The organism is Moraxella sp. CTOTU47915 (assembly GCF_031986685.1).
GTDB classification, from domain to species: Bacteria; Pseudomonadota; Gammaproteobacteria; order Pseudomonadales; family Moraxellaceae; genus Faucicola; species Faucicola tetraodonis.
In genome coordinates, this window is the sequence record NZ_DAMAAE010000001.1 from 476,760 (window position 1) to 501,280 (window position 24,521).

The following is a 24,521-nucleotide window of genomic DNA, read 5'->3' on the forward strand; positions in this document are numbered from 1 at the left end:
GTGATTGCCTAGCCTCTCACGGGCTTTTTATAAAATAGTCAAATCGCCCATCAGCTACATAGATTTGCTAGTCAAAAGTTGTGATATTGAGTAGAATGAACGCCATATTCTGCGCATAATAGCGATTAGAAACACTTTGAATAGAGCGCCTATGTCGATTGAACCAGCACAAAACAACCTATCACTCAGTAAGCTAGACCGCAATATTGTCTTCTTTGATCGGGCGATTCGCTCGTTTATTCCAAACAGCAATCTTAGCACCCGTCCTTTGCCTGTCTCTAGCCCCGATGTGCCAAAACTATCCGTGGAAGAAACGCGTCATGTCGCAGGTCTCATGCGTATCAATCACACGGGCGAAGTATGCGCGCAAGGACTGTATCACGGTCAAGCATTTACCGCCAAACAAGCAACGGTCAAAAAAGCCATGCACCAATCTGCGCTAGAGGAGATTGACCACTTGGTGTGGTGTGAGACGCGGTTAAATGAATTGGGTAGCCATCCCAGTATCTTTAGTCCGCTTTGGTATGGGCTATCGTTTGGCATGGGTGCGGTAGCGGGATTGATTTCTGATGAGTTTAGTTTGGGGTTTGTCGCAGAGACGGAAACCCAAGTCAGCGAGCATTTGCACAGCCATCTTGGCAAGCTGCCTGCACACGATAAACGCAGCGCTGAGATTTTAAGCCAAATGGATAAAGAAGAATTACATCACCGTGATAAAGCAGTCGAGTCAGGCGCCAGCCCATTGCCACTGCCCATCAAAACCACGATGCGCTTTTTGGCTAATTGCATGAAAACGGTGGCGTATCATATTTAACTGAGAATCTTTAACTAAGCGTGCTTAACCGAGCGTGTTTAAATGAGCGCGACTGACAGCCTCAATCGTTGGCTGGCGTGTTTATTGCTATAACCTTGCTTAATCGCGCTTTTTTCGCGTAAAAATATAACAATAACTTTATTTTTTTTTGATAGTATTTTTACATTATTGCTTTACATTGTTGCTATGGGATAATCTGACTGATTTTTGCAATCCATCCCACCCAATTTTTTAAGGAAATTTCAATGACTCACATGGTAAAACCCCTAACATATACCTTAGCTATTTTGATGGCAACCAATGCCACTGTAGCGATGGCTGCAACGGCAACCGCAAAAACAACAACCAAGACGACCACCACCAAAACCACCACGGCAAAACCCGCTACCCAGACAACAGCCATTAAAAAAACCACGGTGACCAAAGCCAAAACTACCAACAAATCAACCGAAAAATCGGCTGATACGGTCAGTAATAGCGTGAAGAATACTACCCCGCAAACGACACCCCCGTCAGCCACCTCAAATACAGGTTCAGTGATAGTGCCTGTTTTGACCGCCCCAACGGTTGCCAACGTTATTTATCCATCTACCAACAGTGTACAATTGGTAGGCACGGATATTTCAGCGCAAAACTTTGCCAATATCCCGCTACCGACTTTAACGCTTAGTAATATCTCAACGGTAAAAACCGTTTTGATTCCACGAACCGCGGATAATAGTACACAGTTAGATGTCAGCGTGTTAGACGATTTTATTACTTATGTTACCCCAATGGCGCGTCATTACCCACCTGTTTTTTCGAGCCGTACTGAGCGCTACAATACCACTGAGCGACTCAAATCATTGACCGCATGGATTGAGACCTACGCACAAAATCCAAATGCCTCTTATGAGGTGCTACTGCGTGCAGCAAAACTCAATGCCATGGGTCGCAATCTGGATTTAGGTTCTGATTATGCCGTGCGTGCAGGCAATTATATCGCCCGTGCCGTGAGGCTCAATGACACAGCAGAAGCCAACTTCTTATATGGCGCAATGCTCGCTGAGGGTGGCGGTTTTAAAGAAGGTGCCAAATACTTAGAAAAAGCCGAAAAAATGGGCTATCTAGAAGCTACGCAAAGTTTGGCGCAAGCGGATTTATTGGATGACAAAAAAGACCGCGCCATTCAACGGTTAACGGAATTTAAAGCCAAAAACCCAGACAATCCGTATATCGATGAGCAATTACGCATCGTCAATAGCGGTAAATACTATATTTGGGATATCCCTGCAAAAGTCGTTCAATAATTTTTTGCGTTCATACCCTAGCCGTGGTTTAATATCACTGCTAAGTCACCATGCTAATTCACCATGCTAATTGCGTTTTAGCATGGTGATTTTTTTCATGCTGTCATTCAACGATATGTAACTTTTTTGCGCTAACCTTTTTTGCTGTCTCCCTTTTTGCTCTTTTAGCCGAGTAAATCATCATGCCGCTCACAAACCAATCGACTAGATTTTGTCAAACGCCTCTAATCACTGCAACGACATTGGTTGCTATCATCACCCTTACTGGCTGCGCCACCACCAAAATCGGTAGCCGCAATACTGCAAGAGCCATCATGGATCAGCGCGTCAGCGTGTTATCGGGCAGCCGCTTGAGTTCTGACACCAAAAGCCGTTTAGTGCAGGCAGGTTTAGATGAAGAAAAATGCTTGGCAAATATGCCTGCCTGTGTAGTGACGCTCAAGCAAGCAGATCTTAATACCGATAAAGGGATTTATGGCGCAATTAGTGAGCTGTTTTACGCCTCTGCCCAGCAGCGCCAGCAAGCCAAAACTTGTACCAATCCGCCAAAAGATTTGGCTACAGACTATGCCAAAGATTTGGTTGGCAAGACCGACGTTGTAGCGCCCAAACCCGATGAAATCTCTTGTACCACTGCCTTTCAAGACGATATGCTGCAATCGATTCGGTTTTCTTACATTTATTTGATGTACGATATCCTCAATCCAACTGTCGTCAATCAACAACCGTCACAATTGTATTATCTGCCAAAAGAACGCGACACCCAAATTCAGGATTTGTATTACGCTGCCATCGATGCGTTGGGGGAGCACTTGTATCATCAAAAAATAGCAGAAAATTATCAAATCACTCGCAACAACCTGCGTATCAATATCAATGGACAGCCGTTTACCCAAAGGTCAGCATCGATGAAGCTGATTTCAAGCTACCAGATTGATTTATCAAAATTTAATACCATCAGTCGCCGAGACGGCTTTGGCATCAATTACGTGGCGCTACTCAATAGTCGCATCAATACGGCGGTGATTATTGACTTGTTGCAACACTATGCCAATGATACACCGCTAGAAGAGCGTATCCACCAAACAGGACATTTGCCTATGACTGCGGTGATAGTGCCCAAAGGCAATACCATTGATGAGGTACAAAAAACCACCGATTTTTCGCTCAATATTTATGATCCCTATCAGTTTAAAAGCGTCTCTATACTCAACAAAGATTTTGCGCTATCGGCGAATTTTTCGGCAGCCTACGGCTTGTGGTCACAGGACAATCGCCTAGGCAATATCAGCTATTTTAGTATGTTTTCCTCGCCGTATCAGCAGACCCAGCCGCATTTATTTATGCTTGAGCCATACAATCCCAATAAACGCGTGATTATCATGATGCATGGGTTGGCATCGAGTCCCGAAACTTGGATTGGACTGACCAATGACATTTTTAATGACCCAAAACTACGCGAAAATTTCCAAGTTTGGCAGATTTTTTATCCAACCAATATCCCGATGCTGGAAAACCGCCACCAAATTTATGACTTGATTGAACGCGCTTTTAAAACCGTCGATCCTGAGCAGCAGGACGTTGCCAGTCAACATGCGGTGCTGATTGGTCATAGTATGGGTGGGGTGATTGGGCGTTTGTTGGTATCAAATGATGACTTGACGCCCAAAGTCGAATCGCTGGTTGCCAATTACTCACAGCTAAATAATTTTTCAGCGGACTACGCCGCATTTGTCCGTCATGCACAAAACAAAACGCTCAGTGACCGCTTTAAACTTCAAGCCCTGCCGCAAGTCGATCGCGCGATTTTTATCTCTTCACCATTTCGCGGTACCGATTATGCCGATCGCTGGTTTACTCGCAGTTTGCGCCGTATCATCTCGCTACCGGCAGGGTTTATCCGCACCGTGTATAGCAATTTAAATTCGTTATTTACTGAAGGGGTGGTTTCAAGCAATCCGCTGGCACAGCTATTTTTGGAAAATGGCGCCAGCCAGTTGAGCAGCCACTCTTACTTTAACCAATTAACGGCAGATGTCAAAATCGCGCCCAATGTTGCGGTCAATAACATCATCGCCACTGATGATAAGGATTTGTCCAATGCGCTCAATCAGTTTACCGCTAAGGCAGCCAATAGCACTACTGATGATGTATCCGCATCCATAACATCTTTGAAAAATGACAATACAACCGCGACCGTGAAACCCGCCACAGAGACCAATCTGTATAACACCACGAGTCTGGCGCAAGCCAAACAAAGTCTGGATGAGAAAAAGCAACTCTTAGAATCGGTGAAATATGGGGCAACCGACCGTGTCTCCGATGGTATTGTGCCGTACAACAGCTCGCATTTAGAAGGCGTGGAATCTGAAAAAGTGCTTACCGGTCGTCACAATGTCCATACCAGCCCGCAGGCGATTTTGGAGTTACGTCGCATCCTACATCAACAACTTACTCGCTATGGTGTCACCCAAGCGCCACCTGACAGACAGCCTTGATAGCCACTATCAGCATCAATAAAAAAGCGAATAGCCTTCACTATTCGCTTTTTTATTAAATTGTTTTTTGCTACTAATTATTGTTACTGCTGACAGTCCAACCGCTAAACTTTAGCAAAATACTTGGTCAACACTTCAAGACAGCGCGTCACCTTGGCAGGTTGTTGTTCATGTCTAGGTGTTACCGCATACAGCATATAACTTGGTAATTGGTAACCTGGCAATACTTCCACCAAATCGCCATTTGCCAATTCTTTTTGGATATCCAGTGACATGATGCGGGCAACGCCATGCCCTTCTTTAGCAAGGGTCGTGGCAAGCATAATGTTGTTGGTTTGAATACGCGTTGGCATACGCACGCGTGATTTTTTACCTGTTTCAACATTGATCATATCAACTTGATTGGGATCTTTGATAAGACTAATGCCAATCATATTGAGTTTGGCCAAATCTTTTGGCTCGGTCAATTTTTCATTTTGACGTAAAAAATGCGGTGAAGCCACCAGCAGCTGACGTATCTCGGTCAAAGGGAACGCTGATAAACTACTGTCATTAAGGTTTGGTGACATCCGAAGGGCGATATCGATACGCTCTTCAATCAAGTCAACATACTGATTGTCCGCTTCAAAATGGATGGTTAAATCATCATGCGCCGAAATCCAAGTCGACAGCGCCGGTAAAATATGATTCACACCCAATTCTGGCGTGGTCGCAATGCGTAAGTTCCCTGCTAACTCATCGCGTAATTGATTGACACGGATACGACCTTGTTCGGCTGCCGCAACCACATCTTTGGCACTCTCATAGAAACTAGTGCCTGCTTCTGTTAAGCTTAACTTACGAGTTGAGCGATGCAATAACACCACACCCATATCGTTTTCTAACGAGCGGATTTGTTGACTAACCGCACTTGTTGTTATGCCCAGTTCTTTTGCAGCACCACTAAATGAACCATGACGTACAACACTTGCAAAAACCGCCATGCCTCTTAAATTATCAAGCATATTTCACCCAATTTTATCACTTAATCAAAGTCACTTTTAAAAGCTGATGTATTATACGTTATTAGCAAGATAAATTAAACGACATCGGGATTTATTAACTAAAATTATTAATATTTTTTTCAATTATTTAATATTGTATTCTATTGATTTTCTTAACAAATATTGGTTTCCCTCAATTATTCGTCTGTTAAAAAAGTAAAAATTAGAATTTATATAAATTAAATTGACTTATTGAATTAACTTAACAGAGCTAATCGAGGCGTGTTGCTGCAACAGTGCCTGCGTAACTGCTTGTTGTTCAAGCTGGTGGGTAGCTTGTTGTAACGCTAGTTTTTCGCGAGCCGCTTGTAATGCTTCTGGTTTTAATTTCTCTAGCGCTTGAAAATTACTTGCCGACTCCGCCAAACGAATATCAATACCCTCAAAAAGCTGTCGAAGTTTTTGGCAAAAATTATCAAAAGTTGCGGTATGGGTCAAAAAGTTTTGTTCGGTGACAAATTGGCTGACCCCATGAATCTCGCCGGTCATGACTCCACGTTTGGCAAGCACTAATTCATCCTCATCGAGCCAGCCTTGCTCACGGGCATTAAACACCCAATAATCCCATTTGGCAGGTGTCCACTCGCCTTCAAGGGTTACATGAGTGGGTTTGAGTAATGCCAGGGGCGATACATTAGCAATATCACTCCCCTCTGCCGCCATAGTGTGGTGGGAATGGTCAACATTAACATTGGTAACTGGCGCTGGCGCATTGTTTTTTATCAATGCGCTATCTTCTGTGACAATGCTAGGCGTGTTGCCAGACGCTGCAACGATGTCTGGCGCAGTAATTTCATGATGACTATCGCTTGATTGCAAATCAGATAAGCGATTGGCATCGTCTAGTCTGGTTGGAGTTTGCCCTGCGGTGGTACTTGCCGCGGTTGTATCGTTAGATATTAAATGGGTATCATCAAATGTCTGTTGTTCAATGCCTTGTTCAATGCTTTCTTCAATGATTTGTTCAATGCTATCAACGTTTGGCGCAGATTTGAGCAGATTGTTATCCGATAAGTTGTTATCACTCTGCTCGGAGGTTACTTGTAAGCTATCTTCAGCCACCACTGAAGACTTTTCACCTTGCATGGATTCGCTAGGCGTTGTGTCAACAAGTTGAGAATCGGGACTTTGAGAATCAGGACTTTGAGAATCAGGGTTACTAGCGATTGGATGACGAAGCGGGATTTGATTACGATGCAGCGGCTTGAACGCCATCAAGCGGAGCAAACACATCTCTAGCGCTTGCATCGGCGTATTGGCTAATGCCAAGTTTTCACGGCTTTTTACCACAATGTCATAATATAGTTGTAATAGCTCTGCGGGTAACTGCTGAGCCAGTTGTTGCAATTGCTCGCTTTGCTGGCGATTGATTTGCAAATCAAAATTTGGCAAGGCCTGCAAAATAGCCAATTGATGCAGCGTCTCAGCCAACCTGTCAAATACGGCTTTGGCATCCACCACCTGCTCACGCAGAAGCTGAATGGCCTGCGTCAACTGTTGGGTATTTTGCTGATAAATATTGGCAAGGATAGCGATGACATCGGCTTGGTCAATTAAACCAAGCATCTGGCGAATCACTTCATCTGTGACATTGCCATTGCCAAACGCAATAGCTTGATCTGTCAGTGACAATGCATCGCGCACGGAGCCTTTGGCACTGCTCGATAGCTGCCATAAGGCATCAGGCTCGTAGCTAATTTGCTCTTTGTTCAGAATCGTGCCAAGATATTCAGCGAGCGCGACTTGCGGCAAAGGTTTGAGTACAAATTGCAGACAACGCGAGATGATGGTAATGGGCAGTTTTTGTGGGTCTGTGGTCGCAAGCAGAAACTTAACATGCGCTGGCGGCTCTTCGAGGGTTTTGAGTAGCGCATTAAAACTATGCGTCGATAGCATATGCACTTCATCAATTAGATAGACTTTGTAGCGACCTTGCGTTGGAGCATAGGGTACGTTGTCGAGTAATTCACGGGTATCTTCAACTTTGGTACGTGATGCCGCATCAATCTCAATCAAATCAATAAAGCGACCGCTATCGATAGATTGGCATACAGTACATACGCCACAAGGCTCGCTTGTCACCCCTGTCTCACAGTTAAGGCATTTTGCCAAAATACGCGCAATGGTGGTTTTGCCGACCCCTCGCGTACCCGTAAATAGATACGCATGATGCAAGCGCTGGTTATGGATGGCATTGATTAATGCTTTGGACACATGTTCTTGTCCCAGCAGCTCATGGAAGTTTTTTGGACGATATTTGCGTGCTAGGACTTGATACATGGTTATGGATACATGACAACAAAAACGTTAAAAAAGAAATAACCTTAACCCACTCGTAGTAAAACTAAACCGCTGGGCTATTGGCTTCAATTAGGGGTTGTAATTCACCGTCTTGGAACATTTGATAGATAATATCACTGCCGCCAATCAGCTCACCTGCCACCCATAATTGTGGGAAAGTTGGCCAGTTAGCAATTTGTGGCAAAGTTGCACGGATTTCTGGGTTTTCAAGAATATTGACAAACGCAAATGGGCGGCCAATTTGGGTTAGCACATCCACCGCACGCGCAGAAAAACCGCATTGTGGAAACTGTGGCGTGCCTTTCATGTAAAGCAATACGCTGTGTTGAGCGATTTGGTCACGGATGGTTTGTTCGATGTCAGTTTGGTTCATATCAGTCATATGAAATTCCTTTATCAAGCCCTTTAAAGTAGAGCGCTATCTTCGCAGCTAGAATTTGACTCACTAATAATGAGTGCAGGGTTGCTATTATACGCTATAATGGTTATTGAAAGTAAACATTCAAGATGCCCACCCCAAAAAAGTCAGCAGCAAAATCACCCGCAAATTCCATTAATTTGATGAAGTCACTTGTTCAAGCAACACCACACAGCTTACCATGATCCCTTCTTGACGACCGGTAAACCCAAGCTTTTCAGTCGTGGTGGCTTTGACGCTGATTTGGTCAATCGCGCAGCCCATGACACCGGCAATACGCGATTGAATCTCGGTACGATAAGGCAATAGTTTTGGACGCTCCGCCATGATAGTGATGTCGGCATTAATAAGCGCAAAGCCTTTTGATTGGATAAACTGGTACACTTGGTTTAGCAAAATGGTCGAATCTATATTGCGAAAACGCTCATCGGTATCTGGGAAAAACTGCCCAATATCGCCAAGTGCCAATGCACCAAGCAACGCATCACACAACGCATGTAGCACCACATCGCCATCAGAATGCGCAAGCAAACTGTGGGTATGGGGAATTTGTACCCCGCCTAATGTTATGAATTGGTTTTCTGTGCCGTCATTAACAAAGGCATGGACGTCAATACCCTGACCGATTCTTATCATGGTTAATCCTATTTTTTTATCTTACTGTCGTGATTTTGGTAGGCTATTCTGTTTGGTTTAATGGTGTCTATTTTATCGGTCTCTATTTTAACGGTTAAAGCATGATTTACAAGTAGCTAGGCAGCTTAGACTAGTAACTTAGGAATAGCAAATTGGGAAAAACAACTTGTGAATAGCAACTTTTAATACCCCATTGCTGGCGCTACCGCTACATAGCATAAAAATCGGCTATTAAACAAGTTAGCCTATATTATTTAAAAAAAATTGATAAATCCTAGTAAATTGCTATGGTATTTTATTATATAACGTTATATAATATAAAAATAAACCCATCAAGTGGGGAACTTGATGGGAGTGGGTAATGCACTACTTGTTTTTATTTTTATTGTTTCTTTCTTCTTCTTTGTCCTGCTTAGGTGAGCCATAATACTACATTATGGCTTTTTTTCTTTTTATCCTAATCAAAAAAATTTGTGTTTTTTATATCCTTCTGAATTTATTTTAGCGTATTTGCCCCGGTGCTCTATGTGCTCTTTGTTATGAATTGTTAAATTAAGTTTCTTTAGTTTCCTTAATAAAACTATTAATATTAATTTTGCATCCTTATTTTTGCATTGCTGCTTTTTAATGATAAATCATCTGAGTGATAGGCAATAAAAAAACGGCTTAAAATTTAAGCCGTTTTTTGTTATGTTAAGATTAACGCGTACGTGGGCAAACTTCATTGTCATTGAAAAAGTAGCTGATTTCACGGGCTGCAGATGTGGTTGAGTCTGAACCGTGAACCGCGTTTTCATCAATGCTGTTAGCAAAGTCACGACGAATCGTGCCTTCAGCGGCGTCTTTTGGGTTGGTAGCGCCCATGATTTCACGGTGGTGAGCCACTGCGTTTTCCCCTTCAAGTACTGATACCACCACTGGGCCTGAAGTCATGAAAGATACTAAATCGTTGTAAAATGGACGTTCTTTGTGCTCAGCGTAGAAACCGCCTGCTTTTTCGTTATCTAAATGCAACATTTTTGCTGCCACAACTTTTAAGCCTGCTTTTTCAAAACGGCTGTAGATTTCGCCAATGTGGTTGCCTGCGACTGCATCGGGTTTGATAATTGATAACGTGCGTTCAATGGCCATGTTAAATTCCTTTAAAATTGAAGGGGATTATGATTTTAAGTGTGAGAAAATGTAAAAACAGCCCGTACCCTGCCCGATGGCTCTGTCAAATCGCGATTTGAAGATTTGAATAAACGCGGGGGGCTGTTCTTAGTTGCCTATTATAATGATATTGAGGGCAAAAACTAGTTTAATTCATCACTGTTAAGTCGAAATTGCTAGAATATCAAGTTGAACAAGTTTTTTGTAATAAATGGCGGATATATTCTGTGATACGCAAATGGTATAATAGCCAATAGCTTAAATTTTTTCTCAATGGTATGACGCTCTCAAATATCACAAAAACACAAGTGGTTGTTGTCAGCCTATGCTTGGCGCTATTATTGGTGGCAAGTATCGGTTTGGCACGTCAGTTTACTGTCAAAGCCGTGCCAGATTGTCAGCGCAAAAACCAGCCGTTCGACTATAGTATCTGCGAGCTTGATGCTAAAAACGTGGCGAATTTTTCACTGCAGTGGCAAAATCCCTCGTCCACGAGCCACCCATTATTACTCACCTTTACTGCCCTGCACGATTATCTGGCAAGCCAGCAACCTGCCAAAACCTTGTTGTTTGCGATGAACGCAGGGATGTACGATGGTAACTTTGCGCCGATTGGGTACACGGTCATCAATGGCAAGCAAATCCGAGCCCTAAATCTCAAGCAGGGCGGCGGCAACTTTCACCTAATGCCCAACGGGGTATTTTGGCAAGACAGTCAAGGTTTTTATATCACTGAAAGTCAAAGCATGGCAAAAAAACTGGCAAGCGGTGCAAAACCGACCTTCGCCACCCAATCTGGACCCATGCTAGTCATCGATGGCAACATCCATGCAGCATTTGATGCCAATAGTACCTCGAGAAAGTACCGCAATGGTGTTGGCGTGTGTGGTCGCAATCCTAGCCGCGTCAAATTTGTGATAAGCGATACCCCTGTCAGCTTTTATGAGTTTGCCGATTTGTTCAAATCGCAATTGGGCTGTGACAATGCGTTGTTTTTGGATGGCGGTAGTGCCTCGGCATTGTATAGTCAGACGCTGTCACGCAATGACAATAAATATATGGGTGTGATGATTGCGGTGACACAAGACAAATAATGCGTATTCGGTGAGACAATTTTATGCTGATTTAATCAGCGTTTTGCATAAAATTATCCATTTCCACATTGCAAAAATAATTTTTTAAGGTATTATAATCAGCCTAGTTTTGACAAATTTGCTTGGCAATATTTGTGACACTACCCTTTCGGGCCTATAGCTCAGTTGGTTAGAGCAGAGGACTCATAATCCTTTGGTCCACAGTTCAAGTCTGTGTGGGCCCACCATATAAAACAACCACTTAGGTACATTAAACCTCAGTGGTTTTTTATTTTTTAGCTTGCAATGATTAAATAGCAATTAGCGTCAATCCCTATTTTAAAACCATACTTCTAAATCCATACTCATGTGATTGGGTTTTGACTGTTTGAATCAATCACCTAATCACTATCTAATTTTATATAAATACTTGTTTTATATTGAATTATTGATGTTAATAGTTAACACATTCAATGAAAACGTCTTTACATTCATTGTAGATAAGTTATAATAAAAACTATACGACTGGTCTATTTTTTATAATAGCGTACACAATAACTATGGAGTCTGCCCCTATCAAGAAGTCTGAAGCAAAACGCTTACACATTCTTAACACCAGTTCTGACCTGATTTTGCATAAAGGTTTTAGCGGTGTGGGATTACAAGAAATTTTACAAAGCTGCGAGATCCCTAAAGGTTCATTTTATCATTACTTCAAATCTAAAGAGTCTTTCGGCTGTGAATTGGTACAGTATTATGTAGATAATTACCAACGCCGTTTAGATGAACTATGGCGTAGCGACCAATCCGCTTATCAAAAACTAATCGGGTATTTTAACCTGTGGATTGAAGATCCTGATGCGCCATGTAGTTGGGCAGATAGCTGTTTAATTGTAAAACTTGCTGCAGAAGTCGCTGACCTATCTGAAGATATGCGCGCTATTATGTCCGATGGCGTCGATAAGTTAATTCAGCGGATTGCTGAAGTCATCGTTTTGGGCAAACAAGATGGGTCTATCCAAGCAGATACTGATGCCTTGACGGTAGCCCAAGTGACTTACCAAATGTGGATGGGTGCAGCGTTATTAAGTAAGCTGCAAAAAGATAAAACACCATTACATCAAGCGCTAAAAGCGACAGCGTTTTTATTAAAACGTGGACAGTCTTAAAAGTTAACTTTGCTGGCTCAATCCCACTAACCTAACCTCAATAATTTAGCTTCACTATCTTGGCTTCACGACAATGATAGCTGCAAAAATTGTAATGGTAGCCCAATCATTAGTATGACTGGGCTGCTATGACACCAACTTGATAGCAATGCGTATCACTCACGTACTAACTTGTAGGTTAGTACATCTGATAGCAGTGATTTTTCTTAAAGTGCTTTTTTTAAATAGCGTCTTCAACACCTTCAATGATAAAGGCACGATAATTCGCCCCTTTTAGGCGATGTTGTAATGCTTCTTGATAGACGGGACTGTTATACCAGTCTCGCGCGGCTGCCATATCAGGAAAGCGTAGAATAACAGCGCCTTCAATTTCATTGCCTTCAAGCACTTCTAATTGACCATAAAAAGCCAAGGGTGTTAGCTCACGACCTTCCCGAGCAAGCGGCGCTTTTTGTGCATATTGCGCCAGTTCCTCAGCGTCCGTAGTTTGCTCACGGGTAAATACCACATACGCAGACATGGGCTACTCCTTATTTAACAATTCAAGTAGTGCGCTGGCGGTTGCAGCAGAAGAGGCAGGATTTTGTCCAGTAATTAGCAAGCCATCTACTTGGACATACACTTGCCAGTCACCCGCCTTAGAATAATGACCACCTTTTTCTTTGAGCATATCTTCGACTAAAAACGGTACAACTTCGGTCAATCCTACCGCTTCTTCTTCAGTATTGGTAAAACCTGTCACAGATTTACCGCTGACCAAAGGCTTGCCATCACTGGTTTTTACATGACGAAGAACCCCTGGGGCGTGACAAACTGTAGCAACGGGTTTTCCTGACTCAATCGCTTGTTCAATCAGAGCAATTGAAATCGGATCTTCTGCCAAATCCCACAATGGACCATGCCCGCCTGGGTAAAACACGGCATCATAATCAGCGATAGAAATTTCGCTAAGTTTATGGGTCTGTGCCAATGCTTGCATAGCTACGGGATCTGCTTCAAAGCGATGCGTGGTTTCAGTTTGTGCATCGGCTAAGTTACTTTTTGGGTCTAGCGGTGGCTGCCCACCTTGAGGTGATGCTAGGGTAACTTCAACACCCGCATCAATAAAGGTGTAATACGGTGCTGCAAGTTCTTCTAGCCAAAAACCTGTTTTCTTACCAGTATTGCCGAGTTTGTCATGTGAGGTCAGAACAAGTAAAATTTTCATGTTATTTTCTCTGATAGTTTTTAGAATTCGGGTTATTGCTACATGAGCACAGTAGGAATTCGTGTGCGCAATGTACAAGATGCCGAGCAAATCAATCCTTTATTTAATAGCATTGATTGGTAGCATTGACTAATAGCATTGAAAAAGATTGCGCGACTGATATCTAGGCAAACATTATCCGTCCAACAAACTTAAAAAATTACTCAATACTGCAAACATTGGTCAACGCTAGTCAACACTGGGATTTTGCTGTCATCATGCCGTCACTATACACAAAAATAGACCAGTCGTCTATTTATTTGTAGTGTAGATTTATTGATAGTGTAAATAATAAAATTTAATCCATCGGGAAAAGCAGTTTTTGTAAGTAAGATAGTTAGCTTAAAACCTGATTTAAACCTTGGTAATGACTAAAACAACAAAGCGGTATGATTAATTGCAGGGTAAATAGTTAAATAGCGCAAAGTCTAAATTTGCACATTGCTTGCTATCAGCAAGTTAAGAAAATATTGTAATTGAATATATATAGTCAAATAATCGTCAATGACACAGTATGGGATGACCGATTAGCTAAGTGACTGATTTAAGTGAAGTGATATAATCATAATAAAGAGCTGCTTCTTAATTAATATTTTAGGCAGCTCTTTAAGAGGCTTAGGCTCAAGAGAATTGGGCTTCAATCTAAGCTGGTAGTTTACTTGCCAATACATCTACTTTTTCAATAGAAGGCGGTTCTGAAAATAGTTCATCTGCTTGGGCCATCAAAGCGGCGGCAACCTTGCCCGATAAATGAGCCTCGCGACCTGCTTCATCAGGGAATGCATCAAAAATACCAAAGGTTGAAGGGCCAAGGCGTAGACCAAACCATGCAACTGTGGCAGGTTCTTCATTGACGATAGGCAGACCAGCTTTTAGGAAATCTTCTACTTGTTGTTCTTTACCTGGTTTAGCTTCAAGACGGACATATAAAGCGGTTTTAACCATCACTAATACTCCAATATTGACTAGCCGACATTGACTAGCATCAAAATTGAGTCTAAACCACTGTTATATTCATGTCAAACGGCTTTAGCGCATAGCTTTGTTGTATAAAGGTTACATAAACATTTATGCTTTAGGTCGTGGGGAATGTCTGTATCAGCTTAAATTTGATACTGATATTACTTCCTTTATGCTTGTGCTTTAACTATAACCTTGCTTTAACCATAACAAAGAAACAAGCATAAGTGATAAGGTGTAAATGATGTTGCACTCGCCACCTTTGATTGGGTACACTGGTACAACAATAAATGACGGCATTTTACCAACGGCTATTTTTGGCGAAAACACAGGCGCAAAAGCTATGACCTTAACTAGCGCCCTTGACCTTGCACCTTTAGCATAGACTCAGAATATCGACTATCTTTCATTAATTCTATCAGATTAGACTGACTGACCCAAGCCAGCCTATCTGCAATACACTAAAAACACTGCATTTAATTAAACTAACCCGCTATTAAATCCACTATTACAAAAGGACAAATCTATGAAAGCCGTATCGTATGTTATAAATAACCATGATGATTTTAAAAATTCATTGGTAGATATTGAAAAAGCGAAGCCTACGCTTAAGGAACGTGATGTACTGGTAAAAGTTCAGGCAATCTCTGTGAACCCCGTTGATACCAAAGTGAGAAAAAATTCGTCTGAAGCAAATAATCGTATTTTAGGTTGGGATGCCGTTGGGGAAATTATCGAAATTGGCTCAAAAGTTACCTCGTTTAAAGTAGGAGATTGTGTTTGGTATGCGGGCGATTTAACCCGAGATGGTAGTAATGCTGAGTTTCAAGCAGTCGATGAGCGCATCATCAGTCTTAAACCCATTACAGTATCTAATGCAGAAGCCGCAGCATTGCCATTAACTGCTATCACCGCATGGGAAATGTTATTTGATCGGTTTCAAATTTCAGAAACAGAAGTTGGCAGTATTTTGATTATTGGTGGTGCAGGCGGTGTAGGCTCAATCGCTATCCAACTCCTAAAAGCAAAAACCAATCTGACCGTGATAACCACAGCGTCACGTGAAGAAACGAAATCTTGGGTGGAATCACTGGGTGCCGACCATGTCATCGACCATAGCAAAGATTTAAACGAACAAATCGAAGCACTAGGCATTGAGAAACCCAAATATGTCTTCTCTACCAATCATACAGACACCTATATCAAGCAAATATTTTCTCTGATTGCACCCCAAGGTAAGCTTGGATTGATCGATGATCCACAAACCTTTGATATTATGCCGTTTAAGACTAAATCTATTTCTATCCATTGGGAGTTGATGTTCACCCGTTCAATGTATGAAACCGATGATATCGAAAAGCAAGGTGAACTGTTGCAACAGGTTGCCCAATTAGTTGACCAGCAAAAAATTAGAAGTACCCTCAACCAAAATTTAGGCAAAATTAACGCTGCAAACTTGGAGAAGGCACATAAGCTACTTGAATCAGGCAAGTCAAAAGGCAAAATTGTACTAGAAGGTTTCTAACACGCATTTTGTAGAACATATCTTGGGTAAAAAAGCCCCTTAAAGTAACTCACCAAACGGCTGGCAAAACGAAAACTGCTAGCCGAAATCACCCATCATCTTGGCTATGCTAATATGCCACACTCGACAACTAAAACGATAATCAATAAATCACTGCCACTAAGATGATGATAAGCCATGCCATCAGTATAGAGATGACAGAAATCAACGCGGCTTGGGCATATTGATGGTTCATACAGTTATTCCGACACGCTGAGACGCTTTATGAATCTAATAAACTTTGCGTATAATTTTCGATGCCCATCGAGGTCACTAGTTCCATTTGCGTTTCTAGCCAATCAATGTGCTCTTCACTCCCGTCTTTGAGTTTGACCAATAATTTGCGAGAGACAAAATCACGCTGCTGCTCACATAAAGCAATCGCATTTTTGATGATGTCAGTTTTTTGATACTCTAATTGCAAATCACAACGCAAAATTTCAGCGACATTTTCACCGATTAAAATTTTGCCAAGCTCTTGCAAGTTTGGCAGACCATCTAGCATTAAGATACGCTCAATGAGGTCATCTGCCCATTTCATCTCATGAATCGACTGATGATACAATTTTTCGTTAAGTTCACTTAGTCCCCAGTTTTTGGCGATACGCGCGTGTAAGAAGTATTGGTTGATAGCAATCAGTGCTTGACCCAAAACTTGGTTTAGCGCCCTTAGAATTTCTTTATCGACTTGCATAATGTTTACCTTAGTTGCCTTAGTGCTTGGTCGCCTTATTCAGAGATATCACCGAGCTGAGATTGCAGATAATTAGGTAGTCCCATCATATCAATCAGTCTTAGCTGCTGCTCTAACCAATGCGCATGGTCTTCTTCGGTATCGACCAATTGGGCGACCAAAATCTCACGGGTTACATAGTCTTGCTCTTGCTCACAAAGCGCAATGCCGTCTTTAAGATGTTGACGAACCGCATACTCAAGCTGAAGATCGGCTTTTAGCATACTTGGCACATCATGACCGATGTTGATATCGGCAACTTTCATATTGGGTGTGCCTTCTAGCATCAACACCCGATTGATTAAAGCACGCGCATGATCGCTTTCTTCTTCCATTTCATGATGCATACGCGTATGAAGTTTTGGATAATGCCATTCATGATACATTTGCGCATGAATAAAGTACTGGTCACGAGCCCCCAGTTCACCACTAATTAAGAAATTTAGATAATCAATAACAGCTTGGCTGCCTTTCATGGGTATATCCTTGAAAAATGAACAGAAACAAAGGTTGGGTATTATCTGAAATACTAAATTAAAGTGACGTTAAAAACAATTCACCGCAGCAAATAATTTACATTATTTACCAGACGCTCATGGACTAATCTAAGTTAATGAGCTTAATGAATAAGCTTGGGTGTGTACGCTAACAGCGCATTAGGCAACTTAATAAACTAGGCAACGTTAATACATTAGGCAACTTCAATAAATAGGTGCGTATAGTTATTGATGCTCTGGGCGTACTCTTCGAGATAACCTTCAATCATTGGCTGACAGCCGCCACAACAAGTAGCCACATCAAGCTCAGCTTGTAATGCCTCTAAGCTGTCATGACCTTGTTCAATGGCTGTTTTGATTTGACTTTCTTTGACAGCATTACAGATACACACAAACATACGCACCTCGTTGATAGATTTTCTTATATAATAATGATAATTATTCTTATTATCAATAAAAATTTTATCAATCAGGTTATTCACTGACAAACGCAATCTTGGTTAGCTTGTTTTCGCTCGCTGTTGCTAGGATTTGCGCGACGTTATCATATCGACTGTCTTTATCGACGCGCAGCTGAATGCTTGGGGTCTCGCTTAATTTGCCTTGTTCGGCAAAGCGCGTGTTTAATTGCGCCAAACTGATACTGGCATCATCCCAAAAAATCTTGCCATCTTTATCAATGCTTACTTGTATCACTTTGGGCGGGGCTTCATTGACTTGTGCTGAGGTTTTGGGCAAATTTAGCGGTACACTGGGATTGATTACCGTTGCCGTCACCAAAAAAATAATCATCAATACCAGCATGATATCAATCAGTGGAATCAGATTGATTTCATTCATGCCCGTCGAAGCGTCATCACCGAGTTGAAATGCCATAAGTTATTCCCTGTTTATTCATTTATCTGTTTAGCGATGGGTCAAGGTTAGGCGTTTTTCAGCATTAAGTCAGCGGCGTTAGTTTGTTGCTTGGGCTGCGAGCTGGTTTGCAAATGAGGTTGAGCGGCTAAACTAGTTTGCGTAACTTGGCTGGAAGAATTCATTAACACATTGGCAAGCAAGGTATGCGCCGTGTCATTCGCTTGGTGCATGGCTTTGCGATTGATTCGTACTATGACATTGTACATAATGACCGCAGGAATCGCTACCGCAAGCCCAAGCCCAGTCATAATCAAAGCCTCCCCAACCGGTCCTGCGACTTGACCAAGTCCGGCTTGACCTGATTTAGCAATGCTATCTAAGGCATGAAAAATCCCCCACACGGTACCAAATAGCCCAATAAAAGGGGCAATGGCAGCGGTCGTGCCAAGGATATTTAAGCCCTGCTCACTGGCAAAACGGTAGCGATTGAGCTGTTGCAGTAACTGCTGCTCAGTGACCAATTTTTGATTGTCTAGAGATAAGGTGGCGAGTTGAGATTGCTGTTGGTCAATTTGCTGAGTCAAATCTTGCGACACTGTCTTAGCAATTTTTTGGCTATTTAAGATACGTAAAATACCTGTAATCCAAGACAGCATCGATAAAACAATTAACACAAAAAATAACGTCTTGGTCACTACATCTGTATATTGCCAGTAATTTGCAAAATCCATAATCATTCCTATAACACGATAAATATAAAAACTAACTTTAAATGTTAGTATAAATGATAATCATTATCAACAAAAATATTAAAAATTAGGCTTAATTTAACCAGCGACTTTACAATAAAATCCAACGACTTTAATTTAAGCAAATTTAAAATCTAATAATTTTAAAATCAAATGACTTTAAGATAAAGTAACTTTAAAATTAAGTAACTTTAAAACCTCATACTTTTTTATCTTCGCTTTGTGTTAGCTTTACCTTGGGCAAAACTAGCACAAGGTTATTGATAACCTACAGTATCGAGTAGGATGACTACCTTACGCAAAATGCCGTTTTCGGTTACACCGATGAAGACCCTAGGCAATTGTCTTGATACCCCGCCAAACCTTGTGGAAGTAGGGCGAGTAAAAAATTGGATTTTAGACATAATTAAAATTTTTCTGCAATATTTTATGAAAATATTAAACCGCAATGGGCAATCCATCATGCTGATGGTTATCACCCATTGAGTTTAAAACTGATAACTTAGCGCTACTTTGACATTGCGTCCCATGGCTTTATCACCGGTATTGGATACGTGCTCATAGTAGTAGGCATCTGTAAGGTTATACACGCCAGCATCCACAGTTAATTGTGGTAAAGTGCTTGGACGATAGCTACCAAATACATCATAGGTGGTAAAACTTGGCAAATCAGCGACGGCAGTAGCGCTGGTGCGACGCGTTAAACCTTTGACATGGCGGATGGCGCTTCCAAGGCTGAATTTATCATTAATGTCATAATTAAAGCCAAGGTTTAACTGATCGCCTGAGTCTTTGTTGAGTTGGTATCCTTGCTCGGTGTCACTTTTGGCATGGGCGTAGCCTGCATTCAAGCGCATATTATTTAGCCGATATTTTGCGCTCAGCTCGTAGCCTTTGATGGTAGTTTCACCGGCATTGATGTAGCTAGCACATTGCCCGTCTGTCACTGAGTTACCTGTGGCACAGTCAACGCCTGTTATGCGGTCGATTTTATTGTCATACTGGGTATCAAAGACTTTCGCTGTCAGCGACATACTGTCTTGACTGTCAAACACCCCTCTAAAACGGCTACTAATCCCCAGCTCTGCGTTTGCGCCTGTTTCTGCTTCGAGGTCTTTATTGACGAAGGTTTGCCCAGATTGGTGAATGGTTTCTGGCAAGGGTGGTCCATTAAACAATTGGGTATAACTGGCAAATAAGCTGTGGTTTGGCGTTAGTTTAAATTCCCCTGCTATTGCGCCCGACAGTTGATTATAGTCGTCACTGCTTAAGCGCTCTGATGGCTTATAGTGGTCAAAGCGCACGCCAGGCGTCAGCGCAAATCGTCCCAATTCGATTCGGTCTTGTAAGTACACCCCTACGCTGGTAGCGTCTTCTGTGATATCACTACTCTCTAAGGTCGCTGATTTTTTATAGCCTTCTACCCCATAGTTGAGCGTATGGGTCAAAGCATGATCACCATGATGTTGCGTCAGTTGCTGTTTGATACTTGCCGTCATGCCATCGGTTTTGCCTGACGTGGCTATACGCATGGGGGTCGTTCCGCGTAGTCCTTGTGACAGCGATTCATTGGTTAAATGATAAATTTTGCTGTTTAGCTCAAAATTGCTATGCGGTTTATATTCATAGCCGAGTGCATAGGTTTCATTATTGGTGTAGCCAGGATGAATATTATCGGGTAAATTGGCTTGGTAGCCGATATTGGGGCGAAACGGATAGTTGCCGTCATTGTCATAGCTTTGGTAACTGGCAGTAATTTTGTGACCTTCTGCCGGCATCACATTGACTTTGGCTAGTATACTTTTGATAGTAATATCATCACCTTGGATATGGTTGCCTTTGCCATCTTCGCCGCCATCGCTGTCACGCTCACTATAAGACACAATCATGTCCAATTGCTCATTGGGTTTGGCATAGGTCGTTAGGCTTCGCTGAAATTGCTGATCGTTACTGGCATAGCCCAGTTTAACTTTTGCCCCCATTTTTTGATCTGGTAGTAGCAAGTCCTGTGCATCCACCGTGGTAAACGCCACACCGCCACCGATGGCATTATTGCCCAAAGTCACCGAGTTATTACCCACTGACACTTCTGTTGTTTTATACAAATCTGGGTCAAGTCCACTAATTCCGGCATGGTGAAAGCCGCGCGTTTCCGGTTGGCGCACCCCATCCACGGTAATTTTTAAGGCACTGCCTGCATTGTCTGAGCCCAAACCGCGAATATAAATATGCTGATCCATCCCCGAAGTGCCACCGACATTCACCCCAGCAACCGTCGGTAAATATTGATTGAGTAAATCAGCTTGCTGTACCTTGACTGAGCTGTCATGGCGGACGTTCTCAGTTTGTTTGGCTGGGGTATATTGACGGGCATTAAAAGTAATGGTCTGCAAAGTAGTGACGGGTTCTGGCTCACTCGCTGTTACCAACGGTGAATAAAGGGTGGTTAATACACACAGACTTAAATAGCGCAAAGCACCGCGCGGCGGTAAACTAGCATTGGCAGTATTCATAAAATCACTCAAATATAAAAAAAAGACAATTGTTACAAAGCAGCAAGAATAATAATATAAATGATAATCATTATCAATTAATATTTTCAATTCTTCTCCTCTTTTTTTGAATATCTAACGCTAGTTATCAATAAGTAACCAAGTAAAATCAGGCAACATCAAGCGAAATGATAAAGTGGCTCAAAGTTCGCCCAATAATCCTTTCAATAAGTTATAACAATGTCACCCCGCCAAAATCTTGCTAATCTCTCCTAGACAGGAGCCACAATTGGTGCCTGCTTTGCAATGTTTGCCAACCTCAACGACGGTTTTACAGTGATATTTTTTTATCGTTTCAACAATGGTATTTTCACCCACTGACATACAAGAGCAAACAATCCGCCCTGTATCAATAAAACCCGTGGCAGGTTTGCCCATTAGTAGCCATTTACGCGTATGGCTATCGAGCGTTGTGCCAAATTGGCTATTAAGCCAGTTATGGGTAGGTAGTTTGTGCTCGTGGGTGCTCAAAAATACTAGCGCATGGACTTGCCCGTTTTGCAATATCGCAAGTCGTAAATCTTGGCTGGTGTTATCGGTATCAATATGTTGATAATGGATAATATCAAAGTTGTAGGCTTGCGCTGGTTGATTGAGCCATACACTTAACTGCTGTTGCCAATATTGTTTATCAAACCAAGTGGTCATAAACGCAGACTGATTATCAATGGCAAAAAAATACTGGCTACTGTTTGACTGGCGATTACGCACCCAATAAGTCATATCTGGCGATTCGAGCCAAGTTAGCAGGTTTTCATCACAGTGTTTATCAATCAATAACCATCCAAATGCTTGCATGGTTAGCTTTTGCAGCCTGACAGGTTGGTGCTTGAGCTGCGGTTGCTGTGAAAAGGGGTCATGATGATTGCTGATAAGCTTACCGACACGCGCATTGGCGGCAAAGTGTTGATTCCAGTGCATAGGTATAAACACATCGCCTTGGCGTTGTTTTTCAGTCACATCTGCCCGCACTAAGATAGTACCATTGGGACTGTTAATTTGCACAAAATCGTTATTTTGTACACCCAAAGGTTTGGCGTCACTCGGGTGAATCGCAACCAGTGGGTGCGGTAAATGCTGATTGAGCTGTGGGGCAATCCCTGTACGGGTCATGGTATGCCATTGGTCACGCGAGCGACCTGTGTTAAGCACTAGTGGATATTGCTCATCAGGCAATGACTTGGGTACCGCAGGATTAACGGTGACAAAATGCAGTTTTTGGGTATCAGTATAAGTTGTGCCGATAGTGGTGTGTGCGTCTTGTTTTTGTAGTCCAAAATAATGCGGTTGACCCCATTGAAACGGTGCCAAATTATCATACTCGTTTTGGCTAATATTGGCTAAATGACTGATATTAAAACTTCGACTATCTGTATTTTTTTCACCGCCATTCTTCTCGCCACTAAGCCGAGCGTGTTCGGCAAACACTTGGTAGTCGTGGGTGTAATCAAAACCCACAAAACCCATTTTCTGTGCCACTTGGCTGACTATCCACCAGTCGGGCTTGGCATCAGCAAATGGGGTGACTAAGCGGCGCTGGCGAGAGATACGGCGTTCGCTGTTGGTGACCGTGCCTGATTTTTCACTCCAGCCTTGCGCGGGCAAAACCACATGAGCAAAGTCGAGCGTGTCGCTGTCTTTTGAGCAGTCAGACACGATGACCAGTGGGCATTGCTGTAACGCCATGGCAAATTTGTCTGCTTCTGGTAGACTGACTACAGGATTGGTCGCCATAATCCAAATCGCTTTAATTTGCCCCTCCAAAATAGCATCGGCACATTGGGTTGCCTTGATACCATCTTTACCACTAATACTAGTCGGTGCTTGCCAAAAGTTGGCTACTGTTTGACGATGGTCGCTGTTTTTGAGCTCAAAATGACTGGCAAGCAGATTGGCTAACGCCCCGACCTCTCGCCCACCCATGGCATTGGGCTGTCCTGTAATTGAGAATGCCCCTGCCCCTTCAAAACCCAGTTTGCCTGTATAAAGGTGGCAATTGATAATGCTATTCACCTTATCGGTGCCATTACTGGCTTGATTGACACCCATGGAGTAAAAACTCACGGTTTTCGTGGTAGTGGCAAACAATTGGTAAAACTCGGTTAAATCACTTTCGTTGACACCGCAGATTTTGGCAACTTTTTTAATCGTCCAACTGTCACTGGCTGCAAGCGCATCAGCAAGATTGTCACAATGCCTGAGATAATCGTGATTGGCATAGCCGTTTTGGTGCAAGTAATTGAGTAGTCCGACAAATAAATGGGTATCTGTGCCAGAGCGAATCGGCAAATGCAAGTCGGCAATCGCGGTGCTGTCAGTGGCTCGTGGGTCAATCACCACGATTTTTTTATTGGGATTGGCTTGTTTGCTGGATTTTAACCGACCAAATAAAATCGGATGACACCACGCCATATTCGAACCGATAATGATAAATAGGTCGCTGTTTTCGATGTCTTCATAATTACAAGGCACAGTGTCCGAGCCAAATGCTCGCTTGTAGCCAGCCACCGCTGATGACATACACAGTCGAGAATTGGAGTCCAAATTATTGGTACCCAAAAAACCTTTAGTAAATTTGTTTGCCACGTAATAATCTTCGGTGAGCAGTTGCCCCGATACATATAGCATAACGCTGTCGGCGCCATATTCATCAATGATCTGTTGCAATGATTTGGCAACAAAGTCGGTGGCGGTATCCCAATCGACTGGCTCGCCATGAATCATCGGATGTGCCAAACGGCGGTCACGATCAAGCGTATCGCCCAACGCTTTACCTTTGGAGCATAATTTGCCAAAGTTGGCAGGATGGGTTGGATCACCGTCAATGCTGACGTGTTGGGTATTCTCATCAATCGTCGCCAACACGCCGCAGCCAACACCGCAATAGGCACAGGTGGTTTTGACTTGGGTCAGGGGGGATTTTTGTGATGCTAAATGTTGTATAGTTGTTGTCACACGTTAACCTTTTA

21 protein-coding genes and 1 tRNA gene are annotated in these 24,521 nt (G+C 42.5%); 7 read left to right on the forward strand and 15 right to left on the reverse strand.

Features of this window, described 5'->3' with window-relative positions; genetic code table 11:
- Positions 1-151: 151 nt before the first annotated feature.
- The 3 genes from coq7 to RTL34_RS02140 all read left to right on the forward strand — a co-directional run bounded on the left by coq7 (position 152) and on the right by RTL34_RS02140 (position 4,601).
- Positions 152-814 carry a 2-polyprenyl-3-methyl-6-methoxy-1,4-benzoquinone monooxygenase gene (gene coq7, locus RTL34_RS02130; RefSeq protein WP_312114183.1) on the forward strand — a complete coding sequence of 221 codons (663 nt, stop codon included), beginning with the start codon at positions 152-154 and terminating at the stop codon, positions 812-814.
- Between the two features lie 245 nt (positions 815-1,059).
- On the forward strand, positions 1,060-2,103 hold the full coding sequence (locus tag RTL34_RS02135; RefSeq protein ID WP_312114185.1) for a tetratricopeptide repeat protein: 1,044 nt from the start codon (positions 1,060-1,062) through the stop codon (positions 2,101-2,103).
- Between the two features lie 182 nt (positions 2,104-2,285).
- Positions 2,286-4,601, forward strand: a complete 2,316-nt coding sequence (locus tag RTL34_RS02140; RefSeq protein ID WP_312114187.1) for an esterase/lipase family protein — start codon at positions 2,286-2,288, stop codon at positions 4,599-4,601.
- 104 nt (positions 4,602-4,705) lie between these two features.
- On the opposite strand, the gene RTL34_RS02145 is transcribed toward RTL34_RS02140, so the two are convergent.
- From RTL34_RS02145 to ndk, 5 genes are all read right to left on the reverse strand, one after another.
- The gene (locus tag RTL34_RS02145) at positions 4,706-5,605 is read right to left on the reverse strand and encodes a LysR family transcriptional regulator (protein WP_007116438.1); all 900 of its coding nucleotides are present in this window, start codon (positions 5,603-5,605) and stop codon (positions 4,706-4,708) included.
- Between the two features lie 228 nt (positions 5,606-5,833).
- Positions 5,834-7,924 (reverse strand): DNA polymerase III subunit gamma/tau, encoded by a 2,091-nt coding sequence (dnaX, locus tag RTL34_RS02150; RefSeq protein WP_312114190.1) that lies wholly within the window; start codon positions 7,922-7,924, stop codon positions 5,834-5,836.
- A gap of 64 nt (positions 7,925-7,988) precedes the next feature.
- Positions 7,989-8,327: a Grx4 family monothiol glutaredoxin gene (gene grxD / locus RTL34_RS02155; RefSeq protein WP_007116440.1), complete on the reverse strand. Its 339-nt coding sequence runs from the start codon at positions 8,325-8,327 to the stop codon at positions 7,989-7,991.
- Positions 8,328-8,498: 171 nt separating this feature from the next.
- Positions 8,499-8,999 (reverse strand): 2-C-methyl-D-erythritol 2,4-cyclodiphosphate synthase, encoded by a 501-nt coding sequence (gene ispF / locus RTL34_RS02160; RefSeq protein ID WP_312114194.1) that lies wholly within the window; start codon positions 8,997-8,999, stop codon positions 8,499-8,501.
- A 699-nt stretch (positions 9,000-9,698) separates the two neighbouring features.
- Positions 9,699-10,130, reverse strand: coding sequence for a nucleoside-diphosphate kinase (gene ndk / locus RTL34_RS02165; RefSeq protein WP_050323952.1), 432 nt, complete (start codon positions 10,128-10,130; stop codon positions 9,699-9,701).
- A 299-nt stretch (positions 10,131-10,429) separates the two neighbouring features.
- Between ndk and RTL34_RS02170 the strand changes: the two genes are divergently transcribed.
- The 3 genes from RTL34_RS02170 to RTL34_RS02180 all read left to right on the forward strand — a co-directional run bounded on the left by RTL34_RS02170 (position 10,430) and on the right by RTL34_RS02180 (position 12,393).
- Entirely contained in the window at positions 10,430-11,245 is an 816-nt protein-coding gene (locus RTL34_RS02170) for a phosphodiester glycosidase family protein (RefSeq protein ID WP_284035234.1), read from the forward strand.
- A 150-nt stretch (positions 11,246-11,395) separates the two neighbouring features.
- A tRNA-Ile gene (locus RTL34_RS02175) sits at positions 11,396-11,472 on the forward strand.
- 312 nt (positions 11,473-11,784) lie between these two features.
- On the forward strand, positions 11,785-12,393 hold the full coding sequence (locus tag RTL34_RS02180) for a TetR/AcrR family transcriptional regulator (protein ID WP_312114197.1): 609 nt from the start codon (positions 11,785-11,787) through the stop codon (positions 12,391-12,393).
- Between the two features lie 220 nt (positions 12,394-12,613).
- On the opposite strand, the gene RTL34_RS02185 is transcribed toward RTL34_RS02180, so the two are convergent.
- The 3 genes from RTL34_RS02185 to RTL34_RS02195 all read right to left on the reverse strand — a co-directional run bounded on the left by RTL34_RS02185 (position 12,614) and on the right by RTL34_RS02195 (position 14,584).
- Complete coding sequence (locus RTL34_RS02185) at positions 12,614-12,913, reverse strand: DUF1330 domain-containing protein (protein WP_007116445.1); 300 nt, start codon at positions 12,911-12,913, stop codon at positions 12,614-12,616.
- 3 nt (positions 12,914-12,916) lie between these two features.
- On the reverse strand, positions 12,917-13,600 hold the full coding sequence (locus RTL34_RS02190) for a type 1 glutamine amidotransferase domain-containing protein (RefSeq protein WP_050323949.1): 684 nt from the start codon (positions 13,598-13,600) through the stop codon (positions 12,917-12,919).
- 681 nt (positions 13,601-14,281) lie between these two features.
- The gene (locus tag RTL34_RS02195; RefSeq protein ID WP_007116447.1) at positions 14,282-14,584 is read right to left on the reverse strand and encodes a putative quinol monooxygenase; all 303 of its coding nucleotides are present in this window, start codon (positions 14,582-14,584) and stop codon (positions 14,282-14,284) included.
- Between the two features lie 541 nt (positions 14,585-15,125).
- On the opposite strand from RTL34_RS02195, the gene RTL34_RS02200 reads away from it, so the two are divergent.
- The gene (locus RTL34_RS02200) at positions 15,126-16,124 is read left to right on the forward strand and encodes a zinc-binding alcohol dehydrogenase family protein (RefSeq protein ID WP_312114200.1); all 999 of its coding nucleotides are present in this window, start codon (positions 15,126-15,128) and stop codon (positions 16,122-16,124) included.
- A 262-nt stretch (positions 16,125-16,386) separates the two neighbouring features.
- Here RTL34_RS02200 and bfr (RTL34_RS02205) read toward each other — a convergent pair whose 3' ends face one another.
- From bfr (RTL34_RS02205) to RTL34_RS02235, 7 genes are all read right to left on the reverse strand, one after another.
- Entirely contained in the window at positions 16,387-16,857 is a 471-nt protein-coding gene (bfr, locus tag RTL34_RS02205) for a bacterioferritin (protein ID WP_224053457.1), read from the reverse strand.
- A gap of 35 nt (positions 16,858-16,892) precedes the next feature.
- On the reverse strand, positions 16,893-17,372 hold the full coding sequence (bfr, locus tag RTL34_RS02210) for a bacterioferritin (protein ID WP_007116451.1): 480 nt from the start codon (positions 17,370-17,372) through the stop codon (positions 16,893-16,895).
- A gap of 215 nt (positions 17,373-17,587) precedes the next feature.
- Positions 17,588-17,791 carry a (2Fe-2S)-binding protein gene (locus tag RTL34_RS02215; RefSeq protein WP_007116452.1) on the reverse strand — a complete coding sequence of 68 codons (204 nt, stop codon included), beginning with the start codon at positions 17,789-17,791 and terminating at the stop codon, positions 17,588-17,590.
- 76 nt (positions 17,792-17,867) lie between these two features.
- Complete coding sequence (locus RTL34_RS02220) at positions 17,868-18,269, reverse strand: ExbD/TolR family protein (protein ID WP_138018842.1); 402 nt, start codon at positions 18,267-18,269, stop codon at positions 17,868-17,870.
- 47 nt (positions 18,270-18,316) lie between these two features.
- Positions 18,317-18,982, reverse strand: a complete 666-nt coding sequence (locus tag RTL34_RS02225; RefSeq protein WP_312114206.1) for a MotA/TolQ/ExbB proton channel family protein — start codon at positions 18,980-18,982, stop codon at positions 18,317-18,319.
- Between the two features lie 506 nt (positions 18,983-19,488).
- Positions 19,489-21,513, reverse strand: coding sequence for a TonB-dependent receptor domain-containing protein (locus RTL34_RS02230; RefSeq protein ID WP_312114207.1), 2,025 nt, complete (start codon positions 21,511-21,513; stop codon positions 19,489-19,491).
- A 222-nt stretch (positions 21,514-21,735) separates the two neighbouring features.
- On the reverse strand, positions 21,736-24,507 hold the full coding sequence (locus RTL34_RS02235) for a nitrate reductase (RefSeq protein WP_312114209.1): 2,772 nt from the start codon (positions 24,505-24,507) through the stop codon (positions 21,736-21,738).
- Between the last annotated feature and the right edge of the window lie 14 nt (positions 24,508-24,521).